23 protein-coding genes are annotated in these 25,533 nt (G+C 72.0%); 10 read left to right on the plus strand and 13 right to left on the minus strand.

All coding sequences use genetic code 11. From position 1 onward, the window contains the following. Positions 1-34: 34 nt before the first annotated feature. The 3 genes from VF289_RS17170 to VF289_RS17180 are packed head-to-tail and all read right to left on the minus strand — an operon-like array spanning position 35 to position 3,068. The gene (locus tag VF289_RS17170; RefSeq protein WP_330885262.1) at positions 35-907 is read right to left on the minus strand and encodes an ABC transporter ATP-binding protein; all 873 of its coding nucleotides are present in this window, start codon (positions 905-907) and stop codon (positions 35-37) included. Beyond that, positions 904-1,989 (minus strand): FecCD family ABC transporter permease, encoded by a 1,086-nt coding sequence (locus VF289_RS17175; RefSeq protein WP_330885264.1) that lies wholly within the window; start codon positions 1,987-1,989, stop codon positions 904-906. The genes VF289_RS17170 and VF289_RS17175 overlap by 4 nt, the downstream gene beginning before the upstream one ends. Next, entirely contained in the window at positions 1,986-3,068 is a 1,083-nt protein-coding gene (locus tag VF289_RS17180) for an iron chelate uptake ABC transporter family permease subunit (protein ID WP_330885266.1), read from the minus strand. Before VF289_RS17180 ends, VF289_RS17175 begins: the two co-directional genes overlap by 4 nt. A gap of 130 nt (positions 3,069-3,198) precedes the next feature. On the opposite strand from VF289_RS17180, the gene VF289_RS17185 reads away from it, so the two are divergent. From VF289_RS17185 to VF289_RS17200, 4 genes are all read left to right on the plus strand, one after another. Next, positions 3,199-4,224: an iron-siderophore ABC transporter substrate-binding protein gene (locus VF289_RS17185; RefSeq protein ID WP_330885268.1), complete on the plus strand. Its 1,026-nt coding sequence runs from the start codon at positions 3,199-3,201 to the stop codon at positions 4,222-4,224. A 127-nt stretch (positions 4,225-4,351) separates the two neighbouring features. Further along, the gene (locus VF289_RS17190; RefSeq protein ID WP_330885269.1) at positions 4,352-4,816 is read left to right on the plus strand and encodes a VOC family protein; all 465 of its coding nucleotides are present in this window, start codon (positions 4,352-4,354) and stop codon (positions 4,814-4,816) included. Positions 4,817-4,971: 155 nt separating this feature from the next. Further along, complete coding sequence (locus tag VF289_RS17195; protein ID WP_330885271.1) at positions 4,972-5,367, plus strand: GNAT family N-acetyltransferase; 396 nt, start codon at positions 4,972-4,974, stop codon at positions 5,365-5,367. Beyond that, a complete protein-coding gene (locus tag VF289_RS17200) occupies positions 5,364-6,599 on the plus strand; it encodes a glutaminase (protein ID WP_330885274.1) in 1,236 nt (411 codons plus the stop codon). Before VF289_RS17195 ends, VF289_RS17200 begins: the two co-directional genes overlap by 4 nt. 54 nt (positions 6,600-6,653) lie before the next feature. Here VF289_RS17200 and VF289_RS17205 read toward each other — a convergent pair whose 3' ends face one another. From VF289_RS17205 to VF289_RS17230, 6 genes are all read right to left on the minus strand, one after another. After that, the gene (locus VF289_RS17205) at positions 6,654-7,715 is read right to left on the minus strand and encodes an ABC transporter ATP-binding protein (RefSeq protein ID WP_330885276.1); all 1,062 of its coding nucleotides are present in this window, start codon (positions 7,713-7,715) and stop codon (positions 6,654-6,656) included. Beyond that, entirely contained in the window at positions 7,712-9,319 is a 1,608-nt protein-coding gene (locus VF289_RS17210; protein WP_330885278.1) for an ABC transporter permease, read from the minus strand. Before VF289_RS17210 ends, VF289_RS17205 begins: the two co-directional genes overlap by 4 nt. Beyond that, positions 9,316-10,347, minus strand: a complete 1,032-nt coding sequence (locus VF289_RS17215) for an ABC transporter substrate-binding protein (RefSeq protein WP_330885280.1) — start codon at positions 10,345-10,347, stop codon at positions 9,316-9,318. Before VF289_RS17215 ends, VF289_RS17210 begins: the two co-directional genes overlap by 4 nt. Positions 10,348-10,371: 24 nt before the next feature. Beyond that, entirely contained in the window at positions 10,372-11,793 is a 1,422-nt protein-coding gene (locus tag VF289_RS17220) for an MFS transporter (protein WP_330885282.1), read from the minus strand. Between the two features lie 154 nt (positions 11,794-11,947). Next, positions 11,948-12,691: a response regulator transcription factor gene (locus VF289_RS17225; RefSeq protein WP_330885284.1), complete on the minus strand. Its 744-nt coding sequence runs from the start codon at positions 12,689-12,691 to the stop codon at positions 11,948-11,950. Next, positions 12,684-13,517 carry a HAMP domain-containing sensor histidine kinase gene (locus tag VF289_RS17230; RefSeq protein ID WP_330885286.1) on the minus strand — a complete coding sequence of 278 codons (834 nt, stop codon included), beginning with the start codon at positions 13,515-13,517 and terminating at the stop codon, positions 12,684-12,686. The genes VF289_RS17225 and VF289_RS17230 overlap by 8 nt, the downstream gene beginning before the upstream one ends. A gap of 85 nt (positions 13,518-13,602) precedes the next feature. Between VF289_RS17230 and VF289_RS17235 the strand changes: the two genes are divergently transcribed. After that, positions 13,603-13,920 carry a hypothetical protein gene (locus VF289_RS17235; protein ID WP_330885288.1) on the plus strand — a complete coding sequence of 106 codons (318 nt, stop codon included), beginning with the start codon at positions 13,603-13,605 and terminating at the stop codon, positions 13,918-13,920. Between the two features lie 30 nt (positions 13,921-13,950). Here the strand turns inward: VF289_RS17235 and VF289_RS17240 are convergent, their stop codons facing one another. Next, positions 13,951-14,850 (minus strand): ArgP/LysG family DNA-binding transcriptional regulator, encoded by a 900-nt coding sequence (locus tag VF289_RS17240; RefSeq protein WP_330885290.1) that lies wholly within the window; start codon positions 14,848-14,850, stop codon positions 13,951-13,953. Positions 14,851-14,934: 84 nt separating this feature from the next. On the opposite strand from VF289_RS17240, the gene VF289_RS17245 reads away from it, so the two are divergent. From VF289_RS17245 to VF289_RS17255, 3 genes are all read left to right on the plus strand, one after another. Then, a complete protein-coding gene (locus VF289_RS17245) occupies positions 14,935-15,537 on the plus strand; it encodes a LysE/ArgO family amino acid transporter (RefSeq protein ID WP_330885292.1) in 603 nt (200 codons plus the stop codon). Positions 15,538-15,815: 278 nt separating this feature from the next. Further along, positions 15,816-16,871: a Fic family protein gene (locus tag VF289_RS17250; protein WP_330885294.1), complete on the plus strand. Its 1,056-nt coding sequence runs from the start codon at positions 15,816-15,818 to the stop codon at positions 16,869-16,871. A 180-nt stretch (positions 16,872-17,051) separates the two neighbouring features. Then, a complete protein-coding gene (locus VF289_RS17255) occupies positions 17,052-17,924 on the plus strand; it encodes a hypothetical protein (RefSeq protein ID WP_330885296.1) in 873 nt (290 codons plus the stop codon). Positions 17,925-17,980: 56 nt separating this feature from the next. On the opposite strand, the gene VF289_RS17260 is transcribed toward VF289_RS17255, so the two are convergent. Genes VF289_RS17260 through VF289_RS17270 form a run of 3 tightly spaced genes read right to left on the minus strand, consistent with a single transcriptional unit; the run spans position 17,981 to position 20,680 of the window. Next, a complete protein-coding gene (locus tag VF289_RS17260; protein WP_330885298.1) occupies positions 17,981-18,715 on the minus strand; it encodes a DUF429 domain-containing protein in 735 nt (244 codons plus the stop codon). A gap of 5 nt (positions 18,716-18,720) precedes the next feature. After that, positions 18,721-20,211, minus strand: coding sequence for a C69 family dipeptidase (locus VF289_RS17265; protein ID WP_330885300.1), 1,491 nt, complete (start codon positions 20,209-20,211; stop codon positions 18,721-18,723). After that, positions 20,129-20,680 carry an SDR family NAD(P)-dependent oxidoreductase gene (locus VF289_RS17270; protein ID WP_330885302.1) on the minus strand — a complete coding sequence of 184 codons (552 nt, stop codon included), beginning with the start codon at positions 20,678-20,680 and terminating at the stop codon, positions 20,129-20,131. The genes VF289_RS17265 and VF289_RS17270 overlap by 83 nt, the downstream gene beginning before the upstream one ends. Positions 20,681-21,005: 325 nt before the next feature. Between VF289_RS17270 and VF289_RS17275 the strand changes: the two genes are divergently transcribed. Together VF289_RS17275 and VF289_RS17280 are read left to right on the plus strand one after the other, a co-directional pair. Continuing rightward, positions 21,006-24,233, plus strand: coding sequence for an alpha-mannosidase (locus VF289_RS17275; protein ID WP_330885304.1), 3,228 nt, complete (start codon positions 21,006-21,008; stop codon positions 24,231-24,233). Next, a complete protein-coding gene (locus VF289_RS17280) occupies positions 24,230-25,525 on the plus strand; it encodes an extracellular solute-binding protein (protein ID WP_330885306.1) in 1,296 nt (431 codons plus the stop codon). Before VF289_RS17275 ends, VF289_RS17280 begins: the two co-directional genes overlap by 4 nt. Positions 25,526-25,533 lie beyond the last annotated feature (8 nt).

The raw sequence follows: 25,533 nt of genomic DNA on the forward strand, positions 1-25,533 counted from the left end.
AGCCGGACGACGGTGGACGTCCGTGCGGCGGTTCTCAGCTCACGGGCTCTGAGCTCGCCCGCTCCCTGTCCGCCCGCTCCCTGGTCGCCCGCGCCCGGGGGACCACCAGCGGCGTGCCCGTCTCGGGGTCCTCGATCACCAGGGACTCCAGGCCGAACACCTCGCGCACCAGTTCGGGGGTGACGATGTCCCCCGGAGCGCCCTCGGCCACGATCCGGCCGTCCTTCATCGCGATCAGGTGCGTGGCGTAGCGGGCTGCGTGGTTCAGATCGTGCAGCACGGCGACCAGGGTGCTGCCCTGCTCGTGGAGTGCGGAGAAGAGGTCCAGCAGCTCGATCTGGTGGGCGATGTCGAGGAAGGTGGTCGGCTCGTCCAGCAGCAGGATCGGGGTCTGCTGGGCCAGGGCCATCGCCGCCCAGACACGCTGACGCTGGCCACCGGAGAGCTCGTCCACGCGACGGGCACGCAGCTCGGTCACGTTCGTGGACCGCATCGCGGCCTCCACGGCCTCCTCGTCGGCCCGGGACCACTGACGGAACAGCCCCTGATGGGGGTACCGGCCACGGGCCACCAGGTCCGAGACGGTGATGCCGTCGGGCGCGATGGAGGACTGCGGCAGCAGGCCCACGATGCGCGCGGCCTCCTTGGAGCGGAGATCGGCGATCGAGGCACCGTCGAGGATCACGGAGCCGGCTGCGGGCTTCAGCAGCCGCGAGAGGGCGCGCAGCAGGGTCGACTTCCCGCACGCGTTCGGGCCCACGATCACCGTGAACGAATCATCCGGGATGCTCACGCTCAGATCCTCGGAGATGGTGCGGTGATCGTAGGCCAGGGTGAGGCGTCGGGCCGCGAGACGGTCCTCGGCCGCCGCGGGAGCGCTGGTGGGGGAAGTGTGCGAGGAGGTCATAGCTGGGCGCGGGCTTCCTGGATGAGGAGGGTGATGAGGTAGAGGCCGCCGATCACGACGGTGACGACGCCCACGGGCATCCCTCCGGGCAGCACATGCTGGGCGAGGAGGTCCGCGCTGAGCAGGAGCAGAGCGCCGGTGATGGCGCTGGCTGCGAGGGGGAGTCCGGCGCCGCCGGTGAGGCGCTTGGTCACCTGCGGGGCGGCCAGGGCGACGAAGGCGATGGGCCCGGTGAGCGCGGTGACCACCGCGATCAGGCCCACCCCCGCCACGAGCACCGCGAGACGGGTGACCTCGGTGCGCACCCCATGGGCGTGCGCGGCATCGTCCCCGAGCTCGAGCTGCCGCAGGGCGGGTGCGAAGGCTGCGGTGAGCAGGCCGCAGATCAACAGCGCGGGAATCGCGAGGGCGAGATCCTGCCAGGAGGTCAGCGACAGGGTCCCCGCTCCCCACAGCGAGGCGGCCATCGCCACCTCGGTCTCCGCCCGGAGCAGCAGGTAGGTGTTCATGCTCGAGAGCACCGCGGTCACCGCGATGCCCACGATGATCAGCCGGAATCCCTGCACGCCGCCGCGCCAGGCGAGCAGGTACACGAGCAGGGCGGTGGCGAGCCCGCCGAGCAGGGCGCCGACCATCTCGCTGAGCACGTTCGTGCCGATCACCGTGATCGAGATGATCGCGCCGGTGTAGGCGCCGGTGGAGAAGCCGATCACGTCCGGGGAGCCCAGCGCGTTGCGGGTGAGGGTCTGGAACAGGGCGCCGGAGACGCCGAGCGCCGCCCCGAAGAGGATCGCGGCGAGCACCCGCGGCAGCCGCCACTCCCGCACGACCGTGGAGGTGAATCCCTGGTCGCTCACCAGCGCTCGCACGGCCTCGGGGATCGTGAGCGGGTAGTCGCCGAGCGTCATCGCCACCAGTCCCAGCACCAGCACCAGTGCCGCGAGCACCAGGCTCACGCCCAGGGTGCGGCGGCGCAGTCGAAGGGTGCTGCCGCCCAGGGTGAGGCGGGCGTATCCGTCCCGGTCGGCGAGGACCAGGGCGCGCACGCGAGGGGGACGGCGGGTGCCGGTGGGGGCGCTCATAGACCGCTCACCCGCTGACGGCGCACCAGCAGCACCAGCACGGGCGCGCCGAGGAAGGCGGTGACGATCCCGACCTGCATCTCGCCCGTGGGCAGGATGACCCGGCCCAGCACGTCCGAGGCGACGGTGAGGATCGGGGCGAGCAGGAGGGAGTAGGCGAGGATCCAGCGGTGGTCCGGACCGACGATCCAGCGCGCCACGTGCGGGATCATCAGGCCCACGAAGGCGACCGGGCCGGCCATGGCGGTCGCGCCGCCGGCCAGCAGGGTGATCGCCACCAGCGAGAGCACGCGGGTGGTCAGCACCTTCGCCCCCAGCGCGTGAGCGAGGTCCTCCCCGAGCGCGACCGCGTTCAGCGCCGGGCCCAGGCACAGCGCGAGCACCAGGGCGAGACCCAGGAAGGGGGCGGTGGAGACCAGCACGTCCACTCCGCGATCGGCGAAGGATCCCGCCTCCCAGGCGCGGATCACGCTGAAGTTCTCCTGATCCGCCAGCAGCAGCGCGCTGGTGATCCCGCTGAGCACCGCGCCGAGGGCGACGCCGGCGAGGGTGAGCTGCGCGGGACTGACGGAGCCCCGGCCCACGGAGCCGATCAGGTACACCACCACGGTGGTGACCAGGGCGCCGCCGAAGGCGAACCACACGTAGCTGCCGGGGGCGGTCACCCCGAACACTCCCACGCCGATCGCGACCGCGAAGGCTGCCCCGGCATTGACACCGAGGATCCCGGGATCGGCCAGAGGATTGCGGGTCACGGCCTGGATCAGGGCACCGGCGACGCCCAGCGCGGCGCCCACCAGCAGGCCGAGCAGCGTGCGGGGAATCCTCAGCGAGGTGACCACGCCGGCATCCGCGCTGTGGTCGGTGCCGGCCAGCGCGCCCCACACCGTGGCGAGGGGGATGTCGCGGGAGCCGACCATCAGGCTCAGCATCACGACGATCACCAGCAGCGCGAGCGCCAGCACCGCACCGAGGACGCGGCGCAGCGGCAGGGAGCGGGCGCGGCGGACGCGCGAGGGAGCACCCGTCGCGCCGGGGGCGGCGTCCGGGCCCAGAGATGTCCGATGGGTGACTGTCACCCGAGTATATTAGGTTAGCCTTGCCATGCTTTGCGCCAGTGTCGTGTCGTCCCGCTACGCCGGCTCGCCGGGCACATCCCCTGTTCGCGCAGATCCTCTCCGCCCTGCCGGAGACACGGAAGGTTCCCCCATGCTGCTCACCCGCCGTACCGCCCTGACCCTCTCCGCCGCCGCCGCGCTCACCCTGGCAGGCTGCGGCACGGCCGAGGAGACCGCCGACGGTTCCGCAGCCGGCGGCTCCGCGGTCGGCGGCTCCGCGGGCGGCGCCGCCGACGGGGCGTTCCCGGCGACCCTCACCACCGAGTTCGGCGAGGTGACGATCGAGGACGCACCGACCCGGGTGGTGGCGCTCGGCTGGGGCGACGCGGAGATCGCTCTCGCGCTCGGCGTCCAGCCCGTCGGCGCCTCGGACTGGCTGGCCTTCGGCGGTGATGGGCAGGGGCCGTGGGCGCAGGGGATGTACGACGAGGCGCCGACGATCATCGAGACGATGGAACCCTCCTTCGAGGCGATCGCCGCCCTCGAGCCGGATCTGATCCTCGATGTGCGCGGCAGCGGCGACGCCGATCGTCACGCCCGTCTCGAAGAGATCGCGACGACGGTCGGGGTGGCCCCGGGCGGTACCAGCTGGCTCACCACGCTCGAGGACCATGTCGCGCTGATCTCGGGGGCGCTCGGGGTCCCCGAGAAGGGGCAGCAGCTGCTCGAGCAGGTCGAGAGCACCTTCGCGGAGATCGCCGGGGCCCATCACGAATGGGAGGGCAGGACGGTCTCCGCGGCGGCCCGGACCAGCGAGGGCTGGGGAGCCTACATCGCCGGCGGCGGGCGGCTCAGCACACTCGCCCGCTTCGGCTTCGTGCAGAACCCCGCCGTCGCCGCGCTGCCCACCAGCGGGAGCGGGTTCAGCGTCGACATCTCGAGCGAGGAGCTCGACGTGCTCGAGGCCGATCTGATCGTCGCCTTCCCGATCTACCTCGAGCCCACCGTGATCACGGATGATCCGCAGTGGCAGACGCTGGAGACCGTCCAGGAGGGGCGCGCGGTGGTGCTCGACGGTGACATCTCCAGTGCGTTCTCCGCCGGAACCCCGCTCGCGCTGCAGTTCGCGGCCGAGAAGCTGACTCCGCTGTTCGAGGACGCGCTGCCGGCGGAATGAGCGCCTGCCGGGCCACGCCCCCGCACTCAGGACCGCGCTCCTGAGCTCACGAGCTCACGCGGCCCCTGCTCGCACGCTGCGGCAGGGGTACTCCCGGAATCGTCTGTCAGCGACGAGGATGGGCGCCATGACGACGACGAACACCCCCCGCCAACTGCGACTGATCATCGAGACCGACGATGTCGACGAGGCGCTGCGGTTCTACCGTGACGTGCTCGGCATGCCCGAGCAGGCCGCCTTCGCCACCGAGGGGGAGGACCGCGTCGCGATCCTGCATGCCGGGGTCGCCACCCTCGAGCTCGCGAGCCCCGCGCATGCGCGGGCGATCGACGAGGTCGAGAACGCGCCGGCCACGGACGGGCCGACGCTCCGCCTCGCCCTCGAGGTCCAGGACACGGAGCAGGCCGTCGCCGCGGTCGCCGAGCACGGCGCCGAGCTGCTCGCCCCGCCCACCCGCACCCCGTTCCGCACGCTCAACGCCAGGATCCAGGGACCGGCGGGATGGCAGGTGACGTTCTTCCAGGAGCTCGAGACGCTCGAGGAGCGCGAGGGGCGGGAGGGGTTCACGACCGACGATCAGCGGCCGCGGTGAGACCCCGACGGCGGCCGCCGGGTGAGACTCCGACGGCGGCCGCCGGGCGAGACCGGGGAGACCCTGCCGGACGAGCTCGAGGACGCCTACGATCGGGACCAGCCCTTCCCGGGCGCCCGCTGACCGAGCGGCGCCTTCCGATGAGAGGACCCGCGATGACCGACGGCACCACCCCCGCAGAGAGCACCGACGAGGAGACCGTGGAAGTGCGCGACAACCCTGAGCGGCACCGCTTCGACATCCTCGTCGGCGGCCGCCAGGCGGGCTTCTCGATGTACACCGCCGCCGCCGACAGCAGCGAGGACCAGCGGATCTTCTACCACACCGTGATCGACGACGACTTCGGCGGACGGGGACTGGCAGGGGTGCTCACCCGCGCCGCGCTCACGACCACCGTCGAGCAGGGGCACCGGATCGTGCCGGTCTGCCCGTACGTGGTGCGCTGGCTGCACGGCCACGATGACGTCGCGGAGTCGGTGGATCGGGTGCGCCCGGTCCACCTCGAGGCGGTGCGCGCCGCGAATGCCGAGGCTGACGGGGGCGAGAGGTGAGGTCTCCGGTCCCGGATTACCTCGAGGAGGTGCTCGAGGCGCTGCGCGAGGACCGTGCCGGCGCGGTCGCGGACTACATCCCCGAGCTCGCGGCGGCCGATCCGGATCAGCTCGGCATCGCGCTGACCACGGCGCTCGGTCGCACCTACGCCGTCGGCGACGTCGACGCCGAGTTCACCATCCAGTCGATCTCCAAGCCCTTCGCCTACGCCGCCGCGCTCATGGACCGCGGTGCCGAGACGGTGCTCGCCGCCGTGGGCGTGGAACCCTCCGGCGAGGCGTTCAACGAGCTCTCGCTCGAGCAGGACACCCATCGGCCGAAGAACCCGATGATCAACGCGGGCGCCCTCACCGTGCACTCGCTCCTGGTGGGCGAGGATGCGGATCCGGCCTCGCGGGTCGAGCGGGTGCGGGAGCTCTTCTCGCGCCTCGCAGGGCGCGAGCTGCGGATCGACGAGACGGTGTGCGCCTCCGAGCTGGAGACCGCCCACCGCAACCTCGCCCTCGCCCACATGCTGCGCAGCTATGGGATCCTCACCGGGGACGTGCCCACGGTCGTCGAGGGCTACATCCGGCAGTGCTCCCTCCTGGTGACCGTGCGGGACCTCTCCGCGATGGCCGCGACCCTCGCCACCGGCGGGATCCAGCCCGTCACGGGCGAGCAGGTTCTCGACGCCGCGACGGCCCGGCAGGTGATGGCCGTGATGGCCTCGGCGGGCATGTACGACGGGGCGGGGGACTGGCTGGTGCGGGTGGGCATCCCCGCCAAGAGCGGGGTGGCCGGCGGCATGGTCGGGGTCCTGCCCGACCTCGTGGGCATCGGCACCTTCTCCCCGCGCCTGGACCGCCAGGGCAACAGCCATCGCGGCGGGCGCCTGTTCGAGCGGCTCTCCCAGGACATGGGCATGCATCTGTTCTCCCCGAACGGCTCACGGCAGGACGTGGCGCGCGTGTCGACGGCCGACGGCACGACCTCGGTCGCCCTCGAGGGGGTCGTGCAGCTCACCGCCGCCTCCGAGATGCTCGACCTGCTCGAGGACTCCGACCCCTCCACCGACGTGCTGCTGGATCTCGAACGGGTCCATTCCGTCACCGACCTCGGCCGGCGGATGCTGCTCGAGGGACTGCGTCGGATCCGGCTCGACGGCCGGGGCGCGGCCCTGCGGGACCCGCGCGGCACCCTGCCCGATCCGGACCTGGGGGACGGGACGTTCCCGGACGTCGTGGACTGAGCAGCGGGGCGGACGGCCCCGTGACCCACGACGACGGCGGATCGACCGACCCGCTCATCGCGGGACCGCCCACACCGCCTCGGGCACGAGAGCGACCTCGACCACCGTCCCCGCCGACCAGGGCTCGTCCCGCGGGCCGAGCGGCCGACGGATGACGAGAGTGCCGGCGTCGGTCTCGACGTCGTGATCGACGTGGTCCCCGCCGAAGGTGGTGGCGAGGACCTGACCCCGGCGGGGGTCGACCTCCCGGCGCTCCGGAGCTTCCTCCATCGTGAACGCGTGGGGGTGCCCGAGCACGATGCACGCCTCGCCCACCGCCCGGAGCTCCGGCGCGGCGGGCACGTCCCACTGCCGCCCCAGGGCGCTGACCCGCACCCGATGGCCGTCGGCGCCCGTCGACACCCCCTCGACCTGCGCGGAGAGGAAATTGGGGACTCCCACCCGGGTCGCGACCCAGGCGCTCGCCGGGCGGGAGTAGATCTGCCGGGGCGCGCCCACCTGAACGATCTCTCCCTCCCGCATCACGGCGATGCGGTCCGCGACGGACAGCGCATCCGTCCAGTCGTGGGTCACCAGGAGAGAGGCGCTGCCCAGCCGCTCGTGGATCCGCGCGATCTCCCGCAGCAGACCGGCGCGGGCGGCCGGATCGACGTGCGCGAGGGGCTCGTCGAACAGCATCACCTCGGGACGACGCACCAGTGCGCGCGCCAGGGCGACCCGCTGGCGCTGACCGGCCGAGAGCTCGTGCGGGTGGCGGCTGCGCAGAGTCCTCAGATCCAGGGAGGTCAGCGCGACGTCGAGCTGATCGGCGGCGGTCACATCCGCCCGCCCGCGCTCGAGGGCGAAACCGACGTTCTCCTCGACGGTCAGCTGCGGGAAGAGCACCGGCGTCTCGAAGAGCATCGTCGCGGGTCGGCGCTCGACCGGCACCCGCGCCATGTCACGTCCCGCGATCCGCACCGTGCCGGCGGGGAGGGGATCGAGACCTGCGACGCGACGCAGCAGCGTGGTCTTCCCGGAGCCCGAGGGTCCGATCAGGGCGACCAGCTCACCGGCGCGCACGTGCAGGTCCGCCCCCGCCACGCCGCTCAGCTCCAGTCCGTCCGCGCCCTTCACAGCGATCCCCTCCGCCCGATGACCGCGGCGCCCGCCATGGCGGCCGGGGCACCGACCGCCGCGAGCAGCACGGCGACGACGCCGGTGAGCGCGAAGGTCTGCTCGTAGGACGCTCGGTCCAGCAGATCCAGCGCGAAGGACGCCACCATCGGCGCGTCCGGGGTCGAGAGGAACACGATGGGGACGACCGAGACGACGTTCCGGGCGGTGACGACGGCCGCGGTCGCTGCGACCAGCGCTCCGGCATGGGGGAGCACGAACTGCAGGGCCAGACGGCGACGGCCGGCCCCGAGCACGCGGGCGGTCTCCTGCAGGGCCTGCGGTGCGCGCCGCTGACCGGCTCGTGCGGCGAGGTGCACGAGCGGCACCGCCGGGGCCACGAACGCGACCACGAGCGCCACCGCACCCGAGCCGAGGGATGCGCCGCCCACCAGGGCGGGAAGCTCGCCCCACGGAGTGGGCGTCTCGAGGCCGTAGGCGAGGAAGAAGGCGATGCCGAGGGTGGTGTCGGGCATCAGCAGCAGGGACACCTGCAGCAGATCGACGCCCCGCGCGGTCCGTTCCCCGGCGCGCTGCGAGGCGCATGCGGTCAGCACTCCCAGTGGAACGGCGATGAGCAGCGCCACCACCGCGTACCCCACGGTGGAGACGATCACCGCGCCCATAGCCGGTGTCACGAGCTCGACCTGGGCACGGATCGTCATCGCGGCCGCTGTCAGCGTCAGGGTGAGCACCAGGGCCAGCACGAGCACGCTGAGCACCCGGCAGACGGTCACGAGCGGTGACGGCGGGAGCACGAGGACGGGACTGGCGCCGTGACCCAGCCACCGCGTCATGAGCAGCGACGGCTCCGGTCGCCGCCACAGGGCCAGCAGCAGCGGGAGCACCGGCAGCGCCAGCAGGACGGCGATGACGGAGGCCGTGCCCTCGCCGCCCCAGGCGATCACCTCGATGTAGGCGGTGTGCGCGAGCGTCGGCACCCGGCCGCGCAGCACCGCGGGGATCGAGGGGTCCGACAGCGTCGAGATGAACATCAGTGCTGCGGTCACTCCCAGGGGCCCACGCAGGGGCGGCAGGAGGACCAGGCGGAACACCTCACCGGCGCGCGCCCCGTGGACCCGGGCCGTCTCCACCAGGCGCGGGTCCACGCCCCTCCAGGCCACCCGGACCATCAGATAGGCGAGGGGCAGGTGCGCGAGGATCATCGCGAGGGCCATCCCCGGCAGGCCGTAGACGTCGGGCAGCACGGCGGCGAAGGGGCCGCCGCGCCCGCCGACCGCCACGACCGCGGCCGCCACCGTGTACGGAGGAACGAGCAGGAGCCCGCCGATGATCGCGTCGAGCAGCCGCCTCCCCCGGCGGGGCAGCATGCGGGCGGTCAGCGCGAGTGCGAGGCCGAGAGACGTGGCGGCGACGGTCGCGACGAGCGACAGCGCCGTCGAGAACGCCGCGGCGCGACCGAGTCCTGGCGTGCTCGCGACCGTCAGCGCGGCCAGCGCCTGGACGGCCATGCGGCCCATGGGCCAGCCGACGACGAGGACCGCCCCGGCGCCGACGAGGACCAGCAGGGTCGACGCCGCGAGACGCGTCCCGCGGTCCGTCACTGCTCGATCTCCGCGGTGAACCAGCCGAGCAGCTCGTCGCGGCGGTCGACGCGCTCGTCGAGCGAGGACCCGATCACGGGATAACGACCGTCCGCGAGGACCTCGGCGAGGTTGTCGGGCAGATCGGAGCGGGTGACGATCTGATGGATCCCGACGCCGGCACCGGCCTGCTGCCCCTCGGCCGAGAGCGCGAAGTCGACGTACTCGTGAGCACTCAGCGGGTGCGGGGCGTCGGCCAGCACGGCGACCGCGCCGATCTCGTAGTCGGTGCCGTCGCGGGGCACCACCACCTCGACGTCATGGCCCTCGGCGCGCGCGGTCTCGCAGTACGGGGCGAAGGTGAGGGCGACCGCGGCCTCGCCGTGCACCACGACCTGGACCGGGGCGGTGCCGGAGCGGGTGAACTGCAGGACCTGGCCGTACAGGGCGGTGAGGTAGTCGCGCCCGGCGTCGGCGCCGAGGCGGTCGATCTGGAGCGACATGGCCGTGTAGGCGGTGCCGGAGGTGCGGGGCGAGGCCGTGCTGATCTGCCCGGTCAGCGCCGGGTCGAGCAGGTCGGCCCAGCTGTGCGGGGTCGTCGCGCCCGCGCTCGCGAGAGCGGACGGCGAGACGCAGAAGGCCAGCATCGAGGAGTACGCCCCGCTCCACCGGGCGTCCGGGTCGCGGAACTCCCCGGGAACGGCCGCGGCCTCGGGCGAGGTGTAGGAGGCGAGCAGCCCTTCGTCGGCCGCCTCCGCGTACATCTCGGCGCCGCCGCCGTGCCAGACGTCGAACTCGGGCAGGCCCTCGCCATGGCGGATCCGCTCGAGGGCCTCCGAGGTGGGCAGGCGGACGATGGTGACCTCGCGGCCGCTGCGCTCGGAGAACGCCGCGGCCCACGCGCGGCAGATCTCCGCGTCGTTGGAGCAGAGCACGGCGACCTCGCCGCGCTCCGCACGATCGTCGGCCGCCGTGCATCCGGTGAGGACCAGCAGTGCGAGCACCGCCAGTGCGGACAGGACGCACGGCGACCGACGGGAAGGACTCATGATCCCTCGAGAGTAGGCCAGGACTCAGCCGGCGGTGGTCCCGTTCGCCTCGGCGGCCTCCTTCGCCAGCCGCCGCTGCTCGCGAGCCTGCATCAGTGCCTTCTCATCCTTCCCGATCACCCACATGATGCCCACGACGAGAAGCGCGCAGACGGTCAGCACCGCGAAGGTCACGTCCCACCCGAAGGCATGGACCATGAGGCCCACCCCGGAGGAGGCGAGGGTGGCACCCAGCAGGTACCCGAACAGTCCCGTGAAGCCGGCGGCGGTGCCCGCCACCTGGCGCGGGGAGAGGTCGATGGCCTGGAGGCCGATCAGCATCACCGGGCCGTAGATGAGGCCGCCGATCACCGCGACCAGGGCGATCGAGATCCACAGCGGCGCGCTGGCGGGAACCTGCCAGTAGGCGACGAGGGCGACGGCGGTCAGCGCCATGAACAGCATGCCGGTCCCGGCGCGGTACCCGCGGAAGACCTTGTCGGAGATCCAGCCGCACAGCAGGGTGCCGACGATGCCGGCCAGCTCGAACACCACGAAGCCGGTGATGCCGTCGGAGATCTCGGCCCCGCGGGTGTCGGCGAGGTAGACGGTGATCCAGTTGAGCACCCCATAGCGCAGCGCGTAGACGAACACGTTGGCGACGGCGAGCAGCACGATCACGCGGTTGGTGAGGACGTGGGTGCGCACGAACTGCCACATCGAGGGCTGCTCGTCGGCGTCCTCGTCGATCTCGACCTTCGCCGGGTCGTCGCGGTGCTCCTCGATGGGAGGCAGGCCCTCGGACTCGGGGGTGTCGCGGATCAGGACGAAGGCCACCACGGCCACCACGAGGGCGATCAGGGCGGGGAACCAGAAGGCGGCGCGCCAGTCGTCGGCCGTCCAGGCCAGAGCTGCGGCCGCGGCCACTCCGAGTCCGGCGGCGCCGACGTTGTGCGCGGTGTTCCAGATGGAGGTCTTCCAGCCGCGCTCGTTGGTCGAGAACCAGTGCACCAGAACGCGGCCCGAGGCGGGCCAGCCCATGCCCTGGAACCAGCCGTTGATGAACATGACGGTCGCGAAGACCGCGATGGTGCCGGAGACCCACGGCACGAAGGCGACGACCAGGTTCGTCAGCGCCGACAGCGCCAGACCGATCGGCAGGAAGAGCCGCGCGTTGGAGCGGTCCGAGAGCGTGGCCATGAAGAACTTCGACAGCCCGTACGCGAACAGGACCGCGTTGGCGATCAGCCCGATGCCGATCGTGCTGAGTCCCTTGTCCTCGATCAGCAGCGGAGCGACCAGGGAGACGTTATTGCGGATCAGGTAGAAGCCGGCGTAGCCCAGGAAGATCCCGAGGAAGACGTTCATGCGGCGGCGCGGATAGCGGCGCGCCACCTCGGCGTCGTCGAGACGGGGCCGGGGCGGCGGGGCGGCGAGGAAGCTGCGGCGCTTCGTCGGGGCAGACATGGGTCTCCTTCATCATCGGGGAGGTGCCGGGCGGCAGGGATGGCCGTCGGCGACGACGGGCCAGTGCAGGACGGCGGTCCGCAGGACCGCCGGACTCAGCCTGCCGAAGGCGCGGTAACCGCGGGGTGGCGCTCGGTGACGCTCGGTGACGAAGTCAGCGACGACGGGTCGAGGGCAGCACTCGGGCTCGGTAGCCCTGGCCGCGGACGGCCTCGATGAGGTCCGGGGGCGCGCCCTGGGCGAGCATCTGCTGGCGCAGGCGGTAGATCATCGACTTGACCATGTCGCGGCCGCCCTCGGTGCGGCTCGTGCCCCACACCTCCTGGAGGAGCGTGCGCAGCGGGACGGCGCGACCGGCGTCCTGCGCCAGGCGCGCGAGCAGCCTCAGCTCGGTCTCCGGGAGCTGGAGCTCGGTCCCGTCCCAGCTCGCGGTGCCTCCTTCGGCATCCACGCGCAGGGGACCGCAGCGCAGGACCCGGCCGGAGGGGGCGGGCGTGTTCACGGACCCGGTCGAACGTCGCAGGATGGCCTGCGCGCGCAGGGCGAGCTCACGCGGACTGAACGGCTTGGTGAGGTAGTCGTCCGCCCCGGCGGTCAGTCCTGCCACCCGGTCGTCCACCTCGCCGAGCGCGGTGAGCAGGATGACGGGGACGTCGGAGGTCTCGCGCAGGGAGCGGCACAGCTCGACGCCGCTCTCGTCGGGGAGCATCACGTCGAGGACGACCAGCTCGATCGGCTCGCTCTCGAGCAGCCGGCGGGCGGAGCGGGCGTCGGCGGCGACGACCGTGCGCAGGCCCTGGGTCTCGAGGGCGAAGGCGATGATCGCCGTCATCTGCTCCTCGTCGTCGACGACGAGCACGAGCGGCGTCGACGCGGTGGCGGGGGAGGGGTCAGCCATCGGTGACGTCCCGCGACGGCCAGGGAAGGACGATCAGGATACGGGTCCCGCGCCGCACGAGGGAGTCGACGACCACCCGGCCGCCGTGGGCGTCGACGATCCGGCGGATCACGCCCATGCCGAGTCCGGTCCCCTGGGGGTGACCGCTGGATCGCGGCGAGAACAGCTCCGCTCGCCGGTCGGGGTCCATGCCCTCGCCGTCGTCGGCGACCGCGATCGTGGCGCCCTCGGACGTCGCCTCCACCCGCACGGTGACCTCGGCGTCCGGTCCCGCGTGGCGCACGGCGTTGTTCAGCAGGTTCCAGAGCACCTGACGGATCATCGCCCGGTCCACGTCGAGCACGAGCGGCTCACCGCGGCTGTCGAGGTTCACCGCGGCGCTGCGGATCCGGCGCAGCTCGAGGACCGTCCCGCGCACCAGCTCCCGGATGTCCACCGATGCCAGGTCGAGAGTCGGCGCGCCGGACTCGAGCCGTGCCTCGAGCAGGAAGTCCTCGGCCATGCTCACCACCAGCGAGGTGTTGTCCACGATCGTGTCGACGAAGTAGCGCTGGGTGGGGCTCAGCGGGCCGGGGGTCTCCTCGGCGAGCAGATCGGCGGCACCCTTGACCAGCGTGAGCGGGGTCCGGATCTCGTGCGAGAGGAGCCGGGCCGAGGACTTCTCCGGGACGACTTCGTCGGCGCCGTCCGGGGGGACCGGACCGGCCGGCGCGGAACGGCTGCGCAGCGCGAGGAGTCCCGCAGCGGCCAGCGCCCCGAGCAGGAAGGCCCCGAGAGCCAGGGCGAGCAGCTGTTCTCCCGAGACCTGCAGAACCTGTGTCGACACGGGGCAAGGATATTCGCCGTCGCCCGGGCGCGGGGACCGTCGCACGACCGCGGCGCCGACACGGGCCGGTCGGTAGTCTCCGTTCATGAACACCGCCCCGCCCGTGCACGAGTCGCCCACGCCGGCCTTCCGCCTTGACGCGCCGGGCAGCGTCGTCTGGATGCTGCTCGCCTCGCCGTTCCTCCTCGCCGTCGGCACGTTCGTCACGGTGGCGATGCTGCCGTTCGTGAACACCGTCACGGCGAAAGGGGACGCCGTGCTCATGGCCTGGGCCGGTGCGATCCTGCTCTGCCTCGGCCTCACATTCCTCGTCGCCGGTCTCGTGATCCTCGGGGTCCGTTCGCTGATGCAGCAGCAGATGGAGATGCTACGTGGTGCGGGGGTCGAGAATCGCGGCGCGTGACCTCATGACGATCGGCCCCCCCGGCCCCTCTCATCCCTGGCGCAGCGCGGTCCGTGCGATCTCGAGCACCGTGTCGGTGAGCGCCTCGAGCTGGGCCGACGGGGTCGTCGCCACCTGCCAGAACAGGGCAGTGGTCACCGGGTCGCCGCCGAGCGCGATCAGCTCGCCGCCCTCCAGCAGCGGCTCGGCCTGCATGGTCAGCAGCATGCCCCAGCCGAGCCCGGCGACGACGGAGTCGGCCAGCTCGTGGGTGGAGGGGACCAGGTGGCGCGGGGCGAGAGCGGGGTCCACGCCCTGCCTGCGCAGCCACGTGGCCTGCAGGTCATCGCTGGTGTCGTAGTCGATCCGCGGGGCGCGGGCGAGGACGTCCGGGCCGACGGGCCCGCTCGTGGTCCCCGCCCAGCGCTCCCGCCAGGCGGGGGAGGTGACCGCGACGTACACCAGGCTGCCGAGCGGCATCGAGCGGAACCCCGGCGGCGCGGCGGAGGCGGAGGTCACCGCTGCGAGGGCGGCGCCGGAGGTGAGCAGGCGAGCAGTCTCGTCCTGGTCCTCGCGCTGCAGCTCGAGCTGTGCGTCGTGCCTCTGCGCGAACTGCGCGAGGGCCGGCACGAACCAGGTGGCGAGCGAATCGGAGTTCACGGCGATCCCGATCCGCGGCCGCTCGCCCTGCGCCTCGAGCCCGAGCGCGGCCCGCGTCTCCTGCTCGAGGAGCGCGTGGCCGCGGGCGAAGCGCACCACCACCTCGCCCGGAGGGGTGAGCCGCACCGGCTTCGCTCGCACCAGCAGGCGCTGGCCGAGCTGCTGCTCGAGCAGCTTCAGCCGCTGGCTCACGGCTGACGGGGTCATGTGCTGTCGGCGGGCCGCGGCCTCGAGCGTGCCCTCTTCGGCGACGAGGCGCAGCGTCTCGGCCAGGGAGGGATCGATGCGCATGCCCGGAGCCTAGATGAAGCACTGCTTCAGATCGTGCAGAAATGCTCGCTGGTGCTTCACCTCGGGTGGCTCTAGCGTCGATGCGTGACCTCCGCTCTGCACGGCCTCCTCGCCGGACTCTCGCTCATCATCGCCATCGGCTCCCAGAACGTGTTCGTGCTGCGCCAGGGCATCCGCCGCGAGCACGTGCTGCCGGTCGTGGCCGTGTGCATCGTCTCGGACGCCGTGCTCATCACCGCCGGCGCCAGCGGCCTCGGCGCCCTGGTGCGGGCCGTGCCCGAGCTGGTCGCGATCGCCCGCTGGGCCGGCGTCGCCTTCCTGCTCGGCTACGCAGTCCTCGCCGCTCGACGGGCGCTGCGCGGCGGGGAGTCCCTGCAGGCCGACGGGGCCGGGCAGGGGAGCGGCCTCGGCGCCGTGGTCGCGACCGCGCTCGCGCTCACCTGGCTGAACCCGCACGTCTACCTCGACACCGTGCTGCTGCTCGGCTCCCTCGCCTCCACCCACGGCGCGCAGGCGGGGCAGTTCGCGGCCGGGGCAGTGGTGGGCAGCACGCTGTGGTTCGTGGCGCTGGGGTTCGGAGCGCGGAGCCTCGGGCGGGTGCTGTCGAGCGCCCGGGCGTGGCGGGTGCTCGACGGGGTGGTCGCGGTGATGATGGTGGGCGTGGCGGGGGCGCTGGCGATGGGGTGAGCGGCCCACGCGATGACCGACGGACTGCTCGCGACGCGCGGACCGGCTGGTGGGTTGGCAACGGCAGATCCGCTGAACATGGTCAACTCGGGGGTGGCGGAGACGTCACCGCGGAAGCGGTGGGCGTGAGGGTGCCCGGGCGGCGCGCGATTGTCTGTGCTGCTGGATGGACTCGCCGTGCACGGGCATCCACGCCGATCGAAGGCACTCACGGAACCGCTAAACACACTAAGATGCATGCATCTTAGGTAGTTTGTTGGTTCTCTTGGAGGTTCTGGATGCAGTCGTTCACGCCGCTGGAGCGAACGCTGGGTACGGTCCCGGGGACGCTCGTCGGCCAGCTGAGACGTATCGACACCGGTCGCGGACGTGAGGAGCTCTATGCGAACCAGCTGCCCGAGCTGCTCACGGCGCTGGCCGCACGGGCACGTGTCCAGTCCATCACTGCGTCCTCAGCAATGGAGGGTGTTCTGGTGCCTGACAAGGCCCGTGCCGCCAAGATCATCGACGGCTCGGCACGCGGCCTCCGCTCACGCAGTGAGCAGGAGTTCGCCGGTTACCGAGCCGCTCTCGACTATCTCTTCGCGGAGGACTGGCGCCCCCTCAACCTCGGACTGATCCTGCACCTGCACCGGTTGCTCTTCGCCGAGACCCCTGGCAAGGGTGGGAACCTCAAGAGCAGCGACAACCTGGTCGTCGACCGTCACGAGGACGGGTCCCGCAGCATCTGGTTCACCCCGGTTCCTGCTGTCCACACCGCTCAGTTCGTGGACGAGCTGCTGGAAGACTACCGCGAGGCTCGCATCGCCGACGCCCACCACCCGGTGCTCCTGATCGGGCTGCTCGTCCTCGACCTGCTCACGATCCACCCGTTCGACGACGGGAACGGACGTGTGGCCCGCGTCCTCACCAATGCACTGCTGGCCGAGGCGGGATACGGGATCGGCCGGTATGTCTCCCTCGAGCAGCTGATCGCGGAGTCGTCAGATGAGTACTACGCGCGACTGCTGGAGTCCACCCATGGGTGGCACGACAACGAGCACGACGTCTGGCCGTGGCTCAGCTACTTCGTGTCCCTGCTGGCGGATGCGTACCAGCGCTTCGAGGAAGGGGCGGCTTCTGACCGCTCGACGGGGAGCAAGCAGGATCGTGTTCGAGAGTTCGTGCTGGACCACGCCCCGGAGTTCTTCGCGATCGGCGATGTGCGTGCGGCTCTTCCCGGCGTCAGCGACCAGACGATCCGACTGGTGCTGGATGCACTGCGTAAGGAGGGGCGGCTCCGTTCGGAGGGGACGGGCCGGGGGGCCCGATGGCACCGTCTTCACGGAGTGTGAGCCGCCGCAGGCCGTCTCAGATCTCGGGGCGCGCCGCCGCCTGCTCTGATCAGCTCCCGGCCCCCGAGCCGACGGAAGTGTCGACAACGTCATGACCACCTCCATCTGTCGGCGACCCCGCTCTCTTCGAACCTGCCGATGATCTGCGAGGATGGGCACCCCGATCCTTGGAGTGACCTCGTGAACGCCAGATCCTTCCGTCGCGGAATCCAGGCAGCGACCGCCATGGCCGCGGCGACGCTGATCGCCCTGACGGGCTGCGGTCCCGCTGAGGACCCGCCCGCTTCGGAGACGGAGGCCGTCGAGCAGGACGGCCCCACCGGAGACGACGATCCGGCAGTCGGCGGGACCGAGGAGGAACGAACCAGTGGGGACGAGGTCCTTGGCTCTGCAGAACGCCGTGCACTGGTGTTCGTCCATGTCGTCGAGCCCGAGCGACTGGTCGACGAGGACGGCGAGACACGGTTGCCGTCCGCGGACCTCGCCGAGATCGTCCAGGACCTGGGAGGGGTGGCCGAGGCGCCGTCGCCGGAATCTGATCCGGCGTCCTGCGAGAACGGCCTGCGCTATGTCGCGAGCGCCGACGTGCGCTGCACGGTGACGGCGGACTTCGACGGCACGGAACGTGAGGAGACCGTGTACGCCCATCCCCTCGCCGCCCCGGGCGGAGGGCACGGAGTCCTGTACACGGTCGACGAGCCGCTCACCGAGGACGCCAGGTGGGCGACGTTCAACGGGAACAACGAGACCACGGCGATCGGAATGGGCGGTGTGTACGGCATGGACCCGATCCCCGCCGAGCAGCTGGTCGCGGACATGCAGACCGTCATCGATTTTGACTTCCGGCATGCCCCGGTCGACACCACGCAGTGGACCTTCACCGTCCAGAACTGCCCGAGCGCCCTGGACTTCGAGCAGCTCGCACCGGTCCGATGCACCGCCACGCACGAGGAGACCGGGGCCGAGCACATCGCGTGGGCACTGCCCGGCACCTTCTACGGCCAGGAGCCGGGCCTGATCGTCAGCGTCGAGCTGGTCCCTGCAGCAGGATGAAAGGCCTCCCGTTCGGTTCCTCGTAGGGGTCGCGACCGCCTGACCGGCGAGGACCCTCACTCCGGTGTGGGCAGCCAGATCCATCCCTCGTCGGCCGCGGCGGCGGCGAGTTCCGCGCGTGGAGCGATCGCCCTGCCGAGGAGCACCTCTCGGGCGACCACCGCGGCGATCACGGCGTCGAGTGCATCGTCCGAGGCCGCGCAGACGTCCTCGTGTCCTGCCCAGTCCAGCCACGGCCACCGGGCGCTGAGCGCGTCGACGAGCTCGCCGCGCACCAGAGCTCCGGAGGCCTTCTTGTAGCGCTGGGCTCCGAATCCCCAGGCGGCTAGCGCGGCGCCCGGGTAGACCTCGCAGGCCACCCCGCTGCCGTCGAGCGGGGTGGGAATGTCCTGCTCTCGCAGGCGCGCGGCGATCGCTGCCCAGCGGATGGCAGGGTAGGCGATCTTGTCCGCGGCGACGCTGAGTGGGGTCTTGCCCACCCGCCTGCGCACCTCGAGATCCGTCTCTCGGAAGAGCACGGCCCGTCGCCAGTCCGGTCCGGTGTGCGCCGGGGACTCGAGGTCGCCGGCCTGGTGCCCGGCGACCAGATCGACGAACCGGCGTGGCCATCCGAAGGGCACGTCCACGCCGGCCTTCGCCGCGGGGAGGAACGCCGCGAGCACGTCGTCGTCGCTCGCCCCCACGTGGACGTCGTCGAGGCGGACCACGTGGTCCTCCTCGCGAAGCACCGCGAGGCCCGTCCTGCGCGGGTCCGCCGCGAGATCGATGCCGGCGACGAGTAGAGGGACCACGGTTCTCACCCGTCGGACCGCGAGAACCGGTTCGTCATGTGATTGCTCGCGGTGGCGAGGACCTCGCCCAGCAGCGCATCCGTCGCGGCGCGGATCTGCTCGGCGATCGTCGTGTTCGCCTCGGCGAGCAGGCCGGGCACCGCGGCGTCGTCGGCCGAGGACGCCGACGCGGTCGCCGCGTGCACGGCCGCGTGACCGAGGGCGAGGGTGCGCTGCTGGTAGCGCTCGATCGCGGGGAGGGTCTCGGCGTGGTGCGCGTCGGCGAGAGCTGCGATCATGCGCGCCGTCCAGTAGTAGCTGTCCGTGCTGACGCTCGCCTCGGTGGTCGTGAGGTAGGCGGGTGCTTCCTCGACGTTCGTGAACATCGGGATCAGCGTGGTGAATGGGAGCGAGGCGTAGGCGACCCACTGCAGGGCGCGATGGGACGGGGGCAGGTCCGGGCGGATCTGCAGGATCGCGAGCGCGTTGTGGCGGTTGATGCCGATGGGGCGGAACGCCGTGCGCTCCGCCGCGGTGCCGCGGGCGGAGTACGGGTCGAAGACGGTGCCCTGGTAGTGGGAGCTGAGCACGTCCTTGACGTCCTCGATCGTGAGCAGGCGCTCGGGCCGCCGGCTCCACGGGAGATCGTCCGAGTCCGGGCTCGCCCCGGGCAGGCCCGCGTCCCAGTCCTCGCTCGTGGGGTTCAGGGTGCGCTGCATGGACCAGGCACGGGGCGTGTTGTAGACGTGGTCCGCGGGCGTGTGGGAGCCGAACGCTTCGCGCGGGTTGAACACTGAGGGCGCCGCGTTCTCCACGTCCCGCTGTGTGAGGTCCAGGTGGTGGGTGGCCAGGAACTCCCGCAGGTCGGGGCTCGCCAGGTGGTCGCGGCCCGGCCCTTCTGCGTCCTCGAGGTCGAAGGAGTCGATGCCCAGCTGGTTCGGCATCGTCACGTAGTGGTCCTCCGGGACGCGCCGTGCGATCCAGTGGTGCCCGCCCACCGTCTCCAGCCACCAGATGTCCTGCTCGTCGCTGAAGGCGATCCCGTTCATCTCGTAGGTGCCGTGCTCCGCGAGCAGCGCGCCGAGGCGCTCCACCCCCTCGCGTGCGGAGCGGATGTAGGGGAGGACCAGCGTCACGAAGTCCTCCTCGCCGAACCCGCCGGGCGCGCCCGTGGCCGGGTCGTGCTCCACGAGCGGATCGGCGCCGAGCACCCGCGGATTGCTGGTGATCGTCTCCGTGGCGCTCATGGCGACGTTCGCCGCGTTGATGCCGGCGCTCGCCCACACCCCGTTGACCCCCAGCGCATCCGGGATGGCGGTGTAGCGCAGCGGCTCCTCGGGCAGGTTGATCGTGCGCTTGCCGATCACGGAGGTGTAGGTGCGGGGCTGCTCGGCCGGCTGCGCCACCACGACCCGCTTGGGATCGAAGGTCCCGTCACTGGAGTCCTCGGTGCGGGCGACCAGGGGAGAGCCGTCCGCGCTCGCGCGGCGGCCGACGAGGAGGGTGGTGCAGGGCATGGGGGAGGGTTCCTTCGACGTGCGGCAGCAGGACGACGTCAACGGTAGACCCGGAGCCGACGGACTTTGTGCGGACCCGCCCCTGCGCGGGCGTTCGGAGGCCCGTCTCAGTCGGCCCGGATCCGGCGCCGCTCGTGCCGAGGATCGTGCCGCTGCCCCGTTCGAGCATCCCGGGCAGCACCTGGCCGATCGCGGTGATCGCGCCGAAGAGGTTCGTCTCGAGCAGGGGCAGTGCTGCCTCGACGGTGAGGTGGGGCGCGGAGACCAGCGGATGCGCCTGCAGGTCGGCAACGGTCGGGGCGGGGGAGTACTCCAGCACGTCGATGGACCCGAAATGCTCCTCCGCCTGCGCGAGCGCTTGCCCCAGAGCGGGGCGGTCGGTGACGTCGGCCGCGAAGCCGGCGGCGCGGATGCCCGCGTGGCGGAACTCGTCGGTCATCGCGTCGAGCTGGGATTCTCGGCACGCCACCTCCCCGCAGAGGGATCGGACTCGCGGCAGGACACAGCAGGGACCGTCGATGCGCTCCTCGAGGGGAGGCGGGGGAGCGCCGTCGCCCGATGGGGCCGCCCGGGGCGGGAGTGATCACGAGAAGGCAACGTCTCCGGGGTGCGCCTTGACGGCGCCGAAGGCCGCACCGTAATGTTCTCTTACTAAAGCGCTTTAGTCTGAAGAGGGTCCAGGTGGGAGCTGGCCACCTCTCTGCACGTGCCGCGGCGCCCTTCCCTGCGCGCCTCAGGGTGCGCCGCGTACTGCGCCGCCCGACGTGACACGCCGACTCATCCAACGGAGGACCATGCACACCCACCCGGAGTTCACCCTCGAACGGCTCCAGCGCGTGGTGCGCGACAGGATCGCCCCGGCCGTGCACACGGCGATCGCCCCCGTCACGCTCGCCTCCTGGCAGGTCGACGGCGACGGCGAGCCCGTCCCGTCCCGGCACGCCCTGGGTCTGGAACTCCTGCCGGGCCGCGAGGCCCCGCGGTACGAGCCCTTCACCGTCGGCAGCACCTGGGGGCCTGCGTGGAGCACCACCTGGTTCCGGGTCGAGGGGCAGGTCCCTGCTGACGCGCCCGCCATCGTCGAACTGACCGTCGACCTGGGGTGGGAGGAGCATTCCGTGGGCGGGCACGGCGAAGCGCTCGTGCACCGAGGCGACGGCACCCCCGTCAAGGCGCTCCACCCGCGCCACGGCTGGCTGCGCCTGCGGGGACCCGGGGCACAAGACGGCCTCCTCGCCGAGGACGGCTCGTTCACCCTCTACCTCGAAGCGGCCGCCAACCCCCTCGCGCTGGGCCTGCCGCCCTTCATCGTGGTGGACCTCGGTGAGAAGGAGACCGCCGAGAGCTTCCAGCCCTATGAGCTGCGCGCGGCGGCCATCTCCGCCTTCGACCAGGAGGTCTGGGATCTCGCCCGCGACCTCGAGGTGGTCGGCGGACTGCTCGCTCAGCTCTCCGACCAGCACACCCGCTACTGGCGCCTGCTCGACGCCGTGGACCGCGCCCTGAGCGCCTTCGACGACGCGAACCCGCACTCGGCGACCGCGTCGCGCGAGGAGCTCCGCGAGGTGCTCGCCGCCCCCGCGCACGCCTCCGCCCATCTCACCAGCGCCGTCGGCCACGCCCACATCGACTCCGCCTGGCTGTGGCCGCTGCGCGAGACCCGCCGCAAGGTTGCCCGTACCGTCTCCAACGTCCTCGCCCTGATGGACGAGGACCCCGAGTTCGTGTACGCGATGTCCTCCGCGCAGCAGTTCGCCTGGCTGGAGGAGGACCAGCCCGAGCTCTTCGCCCGCATGCGCGAGCGCATCGACGAGGGCCGCTTCCTGCCCGTCGGCGGCATGTGGGTCGAGTCCGACGCCGTGATGCCCACCGGTGAAGCGATGGTGCGCCAGTTCCTGCTGGGAACCCGCTACATGCGCGAGCACCTGGGCGTCGAGCCCGACGGCGTGTGGCTGCCGGACAGCTTCGGCTACTCCGGCGCCCTCCCGCAGCTGGCCCGGCGGGCCGGCTTCCGCTGGTTCCTCACGCAGAAGATCTCCTGGAACGACACCAACACCTTCCCCCACCACAGCTTCCAGTGGGAGGGCATCGACGGCACCCGGATCTTCACCCACTTCCCGCCCGCCGAGACCTACGCCGCCGAGGTCAGCCAGGCGGAGCTCCACCACGCCGAACGCACCTTCCGCGACAAGATGCGCTCCTCGCACTCCCTGCTGCTGTTCGGCTACGGCGACGGCGGGGGAGGGCCCACTCGCGAGATGCTCGGCCGCGCGCACCGCTCCGAGAACCTCGAGGGCTCACCCCGCGTCCAGCTCCGCGACCCTGACAGCTTCTTCGAGCTCGCCGAGACGGAGTACACCCGCCACGGCGGAGCCCCGGTCTGGGCCGGCGAGCTCTACCTCGAGCTGCACCGCGGCACCTTCACCTCCCAGCTCGCCATGAAGCGCGGCAACCGGCGCAGCGAATCCCTGCTCCGCACGGTCGAGCACCTCTCGGCGGCGGCCGCGCTCCGCACCGGTGCCGCGTACCCTCGCGAGGAGCTCGAGGAGATCTGGCGGACGGTGCTGCTGCTCCAGTTCCACGACATCCTCCCGGGTACCTCGATCGCCTGGGTGCACCGCGAGGCCCGCGAGACCTACGGCGGCATCGAACAGCAGCTGCGCGAGCTCGCCCAGCGCGCGGCCGCCGCTCTCGCCGCATCGGGCGCGCAGGACCCCCCGGGGGAGCGGCCCCGGACCGCGGCGCCCGCACGCCTGGCTCCCACCACCCGGGGCACCTGGGACCGGGAGGAGGCGGCGGCGCCGGCCACCGTGCCGAGCCCCTTCTCCGGCGCCGTCCCGACGCCCCGCCTCGACGCGGCGCCGGCCACCGAGCAGCACGTCCTCGACAACGGCCTGCTGCGGGTGCGAGTGGACGCGCTCGGCCACGTCACCTCCCTCCGGGACCTTGAGGCGCAGCGGGAGCTCGTGCCCGACGGCGCCCGTCTCGGCGAGCTGCAGCTGTTCCGCGACCAGCCCGTGCGCTGGGATGCCTGGGACGTGGACCGCCACGTGCTCGAGCTCCCCGTCGCCCTCGACGAGGGCGCCGTTCTCACCCCCGACCCTGCCGGCGCAGCCGTTGACGGCGCCCAGGGACTCACCGTGCACCGCACCCGGGGCGACTCCCGCTTCCGCGTGACGTACGGGCTGCGCCCCGGGGCGACGGCGCTGGAGATCGACGTGGACGTGGACTGGCACGAGACCGAGCACCTGCTCAAGCTCGCGCTGCCCCTGGCCCTGCACACCACCACCGCCCGCTACGAGACCCAGTACGGGCACGTGGAGCGCTCGGTCACCGCGAACACCAGCTGGGACGAGGCGCAGTACGAGGTCAGCCAGCACCGTTTCGTCCACCTCGCCGAGGGCGGCTACGGCGTCGGCGTCGTCAACGACTCCAGCTACGGGCTCGACGTCCGCGGCGAGGGCGGCAGCACCGTGGTGCGGCCGTCCCTGCTGCGCGGTGCTCGGTTCCCGGACCCCGACAGCGACAAGGGCACCCACGCCATGCGCTTCGCGGTGGTCCCGGGGCCCCTGCCCACGGTGATCGACGCGGCCTACGCGCTCAACGCGCCCGTGCTCGACTCCCTCCCCGCCCTCGAGCCGCTGCTGCAGCTCGAGCCCGCCAGCGGCGCCGCCGTCGTCGACTGGATCAAGCTCGCCGAGGACGGCAGCGGCGACGTCATCGTCCGCCTCGCAGAGCTCGCCGGCGGCCGCGCCCACGGGGCCTTCCGCCCCGCGGCAGACCTCGCCGGCGCCCACGTCGTCGAAACCGACCTGCTCGAGCGGAGCACGGCCGACGAGACAACGGCCGACGAGATAACGGCCGACGGGACCCCGGCTGCCGGGGACTCGAGCCCCGCTCTTCCCCGAGCCCTCAGCGAGCCCGGCCCCCTCGAGGAAGCGACTTACGCGCTGCGACCCTTCCAGGTCGCCACGCTGCGTCTCACCCCCACGAACCTCACCAACGAAGGAGTTGCAAGATGACCACCACCACACGCCGCGGAGTCCTCCTGGGCACCGCCGCCGCCCTCACCCTCGGAACCGCCGCCTGCGGCGTCGGCGGGTCCGGCAGCCAGGGCGCCGACACCGACGGGGAGATCACCGGATCCCTCCGCTTCCAGACCTGGAACCTCAAGGGCGGTTACGAGGACTACTTCACCGCCCTCATCGAGGCCTTCACCGAGCAGCATCCCGGCACCGAGATCGAGTGGATCGACAAGCCGGCCGAGGGCTACCAGGACAGCCTCTCCGCCGACGCCGCCGCCGGGAATCTGCCCGACGTGGTCGACATGGGTCCGGAGGCCGCCTACTCGCTGGGCTCCGCCGGCATGCTGCTGGACCTCGCCGCCGAAGATCCGTCCCTCGCCGAGGGCTTCCTCCCCGCGGCCTGGGAGGCCATGACCTTCGGCGGTCTGGGCGGCGGGACCTACGGCTTCCCCTGGTACCTCAACACCGGTCCCTCGTTCTTCAACACCGCCCTGTTCGAAGCCTCCGGCCTGGACCCGGAGAATCTCCCGGTCACCTATGCGGAGCTCTTCGAGCAGGCGGCCGTGATGGCCGAGAACAACCCCGAGGTCTCCATGATCGGGCGCCTGCCGGCCATCGAGACCTTCGGCACCTACGGCGTGGAGCTCATGAACGCGGACGAGACCGCCTTCGCCTTCAACTCCGAGCAGGGCGTCGAGCTGTTGCAGCACTACGTCGACCTCTACGCGGGCGAAGGGTTCACCGCGGAGTCGCTCAACGCCCTCCAGACCGGTGAGCTCGACGCCTTCAAGTCGGGCCAGCTCGCCTGGCTCCCCGGCAGCTCGTACACGATGAAGGAGCTGCGCGACACCGCTCCCGAGGTGTACGAGACCGTCGCCGTCGCCCCGGCGATCGCCGACTCGGCGCCGAACATGTACATCGAGTCCCTCGTGGTCAACGCGCAGTCCGAGAACGCCGCCACGGCGATGGCCTTCGCCGCCTTCGTCACGAACCCCGAGAACCAGATGGAGTTCGCCCGGCAGGCCTCCGTGTTCCCCTCCACCCAGGGGGCGCTGGCGGACCCCTACTTCACCGAGGACGACGGCTCCGATGACGCCGCCATCCGGGTGCAGTCCGCCGCCCAGGTGAGCGAGGCGGTCGTGTGGTGGCCGCCGGCCTTCTCCGGCGAGAGCTCCGCCGAGTACCTGCGCGAGCAGGTGGGCCAGGCCGTGCTCGGCGACAAGTCCGCCCAGGACGCGCTGGACGCCAGCGTCGAGTACGCGGACGAGCGGATCGAGACCGCCGACTGAGCAGGCAC

The organism is Brachybacterium sp. (assembly GCF_036379615.1).
In the GTDB taxonomy this organism is placed as follows: Bacteria; Actinomycetota; Actinomycetes; order Actinomycetales; family Dermabacteraceae; genus Brachybacterium.